This window comes from Schlesneria sp., assembly GCF_036405755.1.
GTDB classification, from domain to species: domain Bacteria; phylum Planctomycetota; class Planctomycetia; order Planctomycetales; family Planctomycetaceae; genus Schlesneria; species Schlesneria sphaerica.
On record NZ_DASWWZ010000659.1, the window covers coordinates 1 to 6,589 of the forward strand.

Below are 6,589 nucleotides of genomic sequence, written 5' to 3' on the forward strand. Positions count from 1 at the left end.
CGCGGTTCGGGTCCGAGTCAGAGGTGCCGACCTCCCTCCACCGTCGGTCGGCCTTCGGTAAAACGATCCGAACGTGCGAGCGGCACCTGGTGACAGGTGCCGCATCGACTCAATCGCCGCATCAAAAGCCGCGAACAACAAACGGCTGTTCGTCAGGCTTGATTCGGATTTCCGACGTTCTCGGACAACAAGCGTGAGTCGTGGACATTAGTGGCTTCCGCACCCGCCACTACCGCAGCCGCCACTGCCGCATCCGCCGCCGGCGTTCATCGTCCGGCTTCGCGCCAACGCATCTTCCGCTTCGGGAATTCGGCCACATCGCTGGTAGATCACCGAGAGTTGCGATTGCGAGAACGGATCGTTGGGGTTCAACTCGACGACTGTCTTCGCGTGGGCAATCGCTTCGTCGTAGCGTCCCAACTTCTGCAGCATAATGGCGAGGGCAGAGTGGGTCAGGGTGTGGGTGGGAGCAATCGCTTCAATTTCCAAAAGCTTTTCCACTGCTCCGGGCAGGTTGCCCTGGTCTTTGAGAGCAATGGCTTCGTCGTACATGAGGTCTGGATTCGACATTCTGAGGCATTCCTTTTTTCTGGTATCCGCCGTTATCACAGACAATCATAGGGTCTCAGGGAAGACGATCCAACCATCCGCGCGATATGTTCTCGATCATGGACAATCGCACAAAACCATCTGCGTCTCAGAAGGTGACCAGGCCCGAGCTTTACTGGCTGCTCGGAGCGATCATCGCCGGGTCGATTTTCCGGCTGGCCTTCCCTGAGAGGATGGCGGTCGAGCACTTCGACGAAGGAGTGTACGCCTCGAATTTCTGGTTTGGGGCAGAGAACGACTATTCGTACCCCGCACGATTTCTCTACGCGCCGCCCCTGCTGCCTGCCGCAATTGAGTGGACAATGATCCTCGCGTCGCTGGTGGGACTGCGTCCCAGCGGCGTCGTGCCGCTGATTCCCTCACTCGTCACCGGAATCGCGATGGTCCCATCAGCGTGGTGGATCTGTCGACGCTGGTTCGGTCCGACCGCAGGTCTGGTTACGGCATGGTTAATCGCGTTGAGTGACTTTCACGCCAGTTACAGCCGGGCGGCATTGACCGACGTCCCTGTTTGCCTCTTCATTCTCTGGGCTGTCCACTTCACGGGGAAAGCATTCGCGTCAGTGGACTCAGCAGGAGGCTCATCTCCATCGTCCGGAAAGGGCAGGTCACAACCGGCCCGCTGGAGCCCGCCGTGGCGTGAGATTATGCTCGCCGGGGGCCTGACGGGACTCTCGTGGTGGACCAAATACAACGGGTGGCTCCCACTGGCAATCGGTTTGACAGGCGGAGTCGTTTGGCAAATCACACTGCCTCGATCAGAACGACAGGTAAGCAGAACACTGATCTGCTGGCTGCTGATCGCATTGACCGCAATGATTGCTTGGTCTCCGGTCCTATGGGGTCTTCAAAAACAGGGAGGGTATGCAAAGGTCGCGACCAACCACCGCCAGTACATCGTGGGCACCAACGGTTGGATCCGCTCCGCCCAGTCGCAGGCCGACATCGTGCGGATGTATGACAATCCGCTAAGTGCCCCGTTCTCTCGTGATCAACTCATCATGAGGCACTGTCACGATTCAGCGCAAAAATCCCATTCGCAAAGTCTGTTGGAGATGCTCTCGCTGTTGCTCCACCCGGTGGGGACCCTGACTCTTTCAGTCGCTGTCTGCTCAATCGGGGTGTTGAAATCCCGGTTCCAGGACAGCAAGTTGCCAGCCAGCCTCGCGCTTGCATGGCTGGTCGGGATGAGCATTTCAACCCCTTTCTACCACCCGTACCCTCGGTTGATCCTCCCGTGGCTTTGTTCTGTCTGGATCTGCCTGGGAATGGTGTTCGAATTCTGCAGCCGGAAGGTACGAAAGGATGACGAGAACAATTCTGTGCCGGGGATGGCTGCCGCGATGTGCATGGCAGCCCTGCTTGCAATCGCGACGTTTCGACAGTTGAGCGGTTCAGGTTTCGCGTGGGCGGATCGAACGGATCTGCAATCGACTTCCGGTGAAATTGCCACAGCAGTTCGAGCGGTCAATGCCCGAGAGGGGTTCCCCGCCGATGAGGCGATCATCTACGTGATGGGCGAACCGGCCCTTGTTTTTGGGCTGAAGTCGGAAGGGATCCTGGCGATCGGCCCGGTACAGGATCTGGGATTCGCGAACCAGACACCGCAGCGTCCGACGTTCGTTGCCGTCCCGTCTCGAGCCTCCTCGGTGCCGGCGGAAGTTCGCTCAATTCTTGAGTCTACCCGGTTTTCACTGCAAACCAGTGTATCCCATCAACAAAGCCATCTCGTGCTTCTGGACGACCTTCATCCCGATCCAGGTCCCGATCCAGGCCCAGGCCTACCGCTCACCGAATGGAAGCTTTACCGCCTGAACAAGTAGAAACAGCAAAAAGTTCCTGCATCGGAAGCAGTTCAACACGCCGGGCACACTTTGCCGCGAATTGCCATGACTCCGTTCAACAGGCGGACGGGAAGGCGGCCTTTTGCGGCGGCCACGCGAGGGCAGGGAACGGAGATGCTCGCGGGTTCTTTTTAGCGAGTTCGAAACGAGCAGATTGGGTCCTGCGAGAGAGGACTCTCACCCGGCGTGCGTGAAGTTCCTATTGTCCGTTTTTCGCCCCCGTGACTAGAATCAAATTCACTTCTACTCCCTAATCTTGAGTCAGATCTTCTCCGCAATGACTGCGCGACGACTCTGCGTTTCGACAAGGAATGAATCATGGAAGAACAATCCAGTCAAGAATCGACGACACCAGAGCCATCCCGACGGAGACTGGGCAGAGGCTTAAACGCGCTGCTCGGAACGGCGTCCATGGGTGGGACTGACGAGGCGACCTCGTCGGACCAGACAGAAATTTCGGTCGATTTGATCGAGCGAAATCCGTTTCAGCCCCGACAGGACTTTGACCAGTCCTCGCTGAATGAACTGGTCGACAGCATTCGCACCCACGGTGTGCTCCAGCCGTTGCTGGTCCGATCGGTTGGCAACACCTACCAGCTCGTCGCTGGCGAGCGTCGACTGATCTCTGCGAAGAAGGCGGGATTGAGCCAGGTTCCCTGCCGCGTCCTGGCCTTGTCCGACCAGCAGGTCAGTGAAGTGGCCCTCGAAGAAAACTTGAAACGACAGGACCTGAACGTCCTCGAAAAGGCGATCGCCTTTCAGGACTACTTGAAGCGATTCGGATGCACGATTGAAGACCTGGCCCGTCGGCTCTCTTTCGAACGCTCAACCGTGAGCAACATGCTCCGTCTTCTCGAACTCCCGGAAGCGGTCAAGTCTGAGCTGCGAGCTGACAAGATTACCGCCGGCCATGCACGTGCACTGCTGGCCCTGAAAAACGAAGATGCCCGGATTGAACTTTCAAAGCGAGTCCAGAAGGAATCACTTTCGGTCCGCAAGACGGAAGAAGCCGTCAAAGAAATGCTGACACCGAAGGATGCGGACATCGTTCCCTTCGTGAATCCCGAAGAGAAGCCCGCCAAAGCTGACGGCGCCCACACGTCGCATGTGGCAGACCTTCAGAATCAGCTCCGCGACTGGCTCGGAACCAGCGTCGAAATCAAGCTGTCGGGAAAAGCCAAGGACAAGGGAAAGATTGTCATCGACTTCGGTTCGAATGATGATTTTGAACGGATTGTGGGGAAGTTGCAGCGTGCCGCATAAAATCTTGCAAATGAGGGTTTCACGTGAAACGAACTTCATTGACGCAATGATCTCTCCTCTCTAAACTGTCGCCTCGTTCGGGATGTAGCTCAGCTTGGCTAGAGCGCCTGGTTTGGGACCAGGAAGTCGCAGGTTCGAATCCTGTCATCCCGACATGCGTGAAACAGCCCTCTGGCGAATTCGTCAGAGGGATGTTTCTTTTTTTGTACCCGTCCGTTGCTGATCTCGCAGATCCCACTCACTGGTCCTCTGGCTTGCTCGTCGGAGAGAATCGACGTTGAGCGTAGCAATCGACTCAATCATCGGGTGGAGAGGAATGACGCAGGTCAGCCGTCGGCGCCCCGCAGAACAATGTCCGGCTGTTAGTACAGCCACTCAACTTGCGGGTTTGCGGCGAGGCCCCCGTGACCAGGATCTAGCCTAGCTCAGGCAACCTCATTCCGAATCACGTCCCGCAGCGCCTCGTCGATCCGAGGGAACCGGAACTCGAATTTCTGTTCCTTCAATCTTTCAGACACGACGTAGCGGCCATAGAGGGCGAGTTCAGGATCTGTTCGCAGAATCAAGTGCGCGCCAAACCGCACCATCCAGTCTGTCGCTGGTAACCCGATGCGTGCTCCGATCGCCGATCGTAGTTGTGACATGAACTCGCGCGAGGGGATCGGATTGGGTGACGATGCAATGTAGGTACCTCGCAGCCCGGGGGCGAGAAGGCTCCGCTCCACCAGTCGGCACAGGTCCAGTTCGTGAATCCAACTGATCCCTTGCGAGCCGCACCCGACCGTTCCACCCAGACCCCAGCGAGCCAATCTCAGCAGTCGGCTCAGTGCTCCCTGTCCAGCCCCTCGATCTCGCCCAAGGACAAAGCTCGTTCTTAAGACAACGGGCCGCTGGGAGAAAAGGCGACAAGCGTCAAACTCCTCTTCCCAGCGTTTTACCACCCAGGGTGCGAAGCCACATCCGGTAGGTGAATCCTCAGTGCATGTGATCTCGGGCGGGTCCCCATAAATATGAGCCGAACTCATCTGGATCCAGACAGGAGGCGGCTCGGAGGCGTTTCGGACGGCATACCCCAGAATGCGAGTCGCCTCCACTCGAGAACAAAGAATTTCATCCTGATTGTCGGGAGTCTTAACACAGTCGACACTCCGTCCGACGAGGTTAATCAAGGCGACGGCCCCCTCAAGAGCAGAACACCATTCCCCCTTCGTTCGAGCGTCCCACGAGATGCAGCGCCACGGAAGCTGCCGGCGTGAGGGGTGACGGGACAGGACAATCACAGCCCAACCGCGGGCATGGAGATACTCCGCAATCGAAGTCCCAATAAACCCGCTTCCCCCCGCGATCACGACATGGCGATTAGAATCAGGTCCGGACATCTCTTTCTCCTGGCGGCCTCGAACGGCTGGGGAATTCTCCCAGAACGGACTGTGGGCTCAGCCTTCCGTAGCGTGTTGAGAAAGCGGTTCCCGGACGACAACCGAGATCCTCCTGCGATCATTAACCGGAATGCGGCACCGTCAGTGACCTCGGTTAGCTCAGAGAGGTCCCACTCCAGAAGCAAGTGGAAACGTGGTACCCTGCCGTGCACCCCGTCGTCTCGAAGAAAATTGCGGACGCGGCGTAGTGTCAAAAGTGTCAGCGAGCCTTCAGCCGTTTCACGTGAAACAATCGAGGGCCCACCGATCGCCCTGGTTGGCTCTCAACAGTCTTGATCTCGAACTCGTCTGCTGGAAACGCTGCCAGGATCGAGGCAATCCGGTCCGCCTCGGATTGCCCGCCATCGTGGCCGGTGTAGGCGAGAACCGTCATGATCCCACCCAGCTTCAGGAGGGCAGCCGCTTTGAAGACACCTTCGCCACTGGATTCCGCGCGGGTGATGACAGACTTATCCCCTCCCGGAAGGTAGCCCAGATTGAACATGATCGCCGCGACACGACCTGTCAGTTCTGATGGGAGTACGTCGGACAGTTCAGCATGATCATGATGCCACAGCCGGACGTTGGCGAGTCCCGACTCCGCTAGTCGACGTGCCGTATTTTCGAGAGCAACTTCCTGAATATCGAATGCGTGGACTTGCCCATCGTCGCCAACGAGCTCTGCCAGGAACTGAGTATCGTGACCATTACCGGCCGTCGCGTCGATCACGATGTCTCCGCGCCCGACCACCTCACTGACGGCGAGCTGAGCCCGTTGCGTCAATGGGAGGGCCCGAGGTCTCTTTCCAGACGAAGCACCACTCGATGGCTGATTCTGACCTGCGGCGAAATGTCCCGCAATTGAGCTCCATCGGGTCTTCAGTACCAAATCGACCTGCCGGTCAATGGGGGCCCCACCTGTGAGGTGTTCGGCGAGCTGCCTGCCGAAGTAAGGTGCGTGCAAAGCTCCCTTTGAGCCCAGCCCGTTGAAGCAGGCCATTCGCGGCTGCTGGGGATGCCGTCCCAGGACAGGATACTGGTTTCGATGAATGGGCCTGACCGCGGCATGATGTCCGACCACTTCCATCGGCAGCCGGAGGATCTTCTGAAGTTGTGAGAGGATCTCCTCGCGGCCCGCATCAGTCGGACGGTTGTCGAGCACCTTCCAGTCATAGGTCGCTCCTGCCTGGAAGAGGTCGTCTCCCAGTGGGGCCAGCCAGATCCCTCGGTGGATAACCCGCTGTTCCGTCAGCCCGGGAATTCGGAGAGTCAGGATCTCACCCTTTGCCGGTTTGAACTGCACATCCTCAAACCAGGGATTCGTAGTCCCTGCGATCCCCTGACAGAAGACAATCCCTCGGGTGCGAACTCCCAGGGAGCGAATCTCGACGTACTCTGGACCAGGCTCCGTTTCACGTGAAACGTCGAAGTCGTGTGCCCGATAGGCCCCGGCCG

At 58.1% G+C, this 6,589-nt stretch carries 5 protein-coding genes and 1 tRNA gene; 3 read left to right on the forward strand and 3 right to left on the reverse strand.

All coding sequences use genetic code 11. The annotated features are described in order from the left end of the window. Positions 1–207: 207 nt before the first annotated feature. Positions 208–570 (reverse strand): tetratricopeptide repeat protein, encoded by a 363-nt coding sequence (locus VGE80_RS21785; RefSeq protein ID WP_373650835.1) that lies wholly within the window; start codon positions 568–570, stop codon positions 208–210. Between the two features lie 98 nt (positions 571–668). On the opposite strand from VGE80_RS21785, the gene VGE80_RS21790 reads away from it, so the two are divergent. The 3 genes from VGE80_RS21790 to VGE80_RS21800 all read left to right on the forward strand — a co-directional run bounded on the left by VGE80_RS21790 (position 669) and on the right by VGE80_RS21800 (position 3,869). Next, positions 669–2,432 carry an ArnT family glycosyltransferase gene (locus VGE80_RS21790; protein ID WP_440594108.1) on the forward strand — a complete coding sequence of 588 codons (1,764 nt, stop codon included), beginning with the start codon at positions 669–671 and terminating at the stop codon, positions 2,430–2,432. A gap of 339 nt (positions 2,433–2,771) precedes the next feature. Further along, positions 2,772–3,716 (forward strand): ParB/RepB/Spo0J family partition protein, encoded by a 945-nt coding sequence (locus VGE80_RS21795; RefSeq protein WP_440594109.1) that lies wholly within the window; start codon positions 2,772–2,774, stop codon positions 3,714–3,716. Between the two features lie 78 nt (positions 3,717–3,794). Beyond that, positions 3,795–3,869 (forward strand) — tRNA-Pro (locus tag VGE80_RS21800). Positions 3,870–4,141: 272 nt separating this feature from the next. Here the strand turns inward: VGE80_RS21800 and VGE80_RS21805 are convergent. Both VGE80_RS21805 and VGE80_RS21810 read right to left on the reverse strand, forming a co-directional pair. Then, positions 4,142–5,095, reverse strand: coding sequence for an epimerase (locus tag VGE80_RS21805; protein WP_440594110.1), 954 nt, complete (start codon positions 5,093–5,095; stop codon positions 4,142–4,144). Positions 5,096–5,354: 259 nt separating this feature from the next. After that, a partial coding sequence (locus tag VGE80_RS21810) for an FAD-dependent oxidoreductase (protein WP_440594111.1) occupies positions 5,355–6,589 on the reverse strand: 1,235 nt, incomplete at its 5' end.

Coding starts and splice junctions, on each gene's coding strand:
- VGE80_RS21785 (WP_373650835.1), bottom strand. CDS start 570: ATGTCGAATCCAGACCTCATGTACGACGAAGCCATTGCTCTCAAAGAC.
- VGE80_RS21790 (WP_440594108.1), top strand. CDS start 669: ATGGACAATCGCACAAAACCATCTGCGTCTCAGAAGGTGACCAGGCCC.
- VGE80_RS21805 (WP_440594110.1), bottom strand. CDS start 5,095: ATGTCCGGACCTGATTCTAATCGCCATGTCGTGATCGCGGGGGGAAGC.
- VGE80_RS21795 (WP_440594109.1), top strand. CDS start 2,772: ATGGAAGAACAATCCAGTCAAGAATCGACGACACCAGAGCCATCCCGA.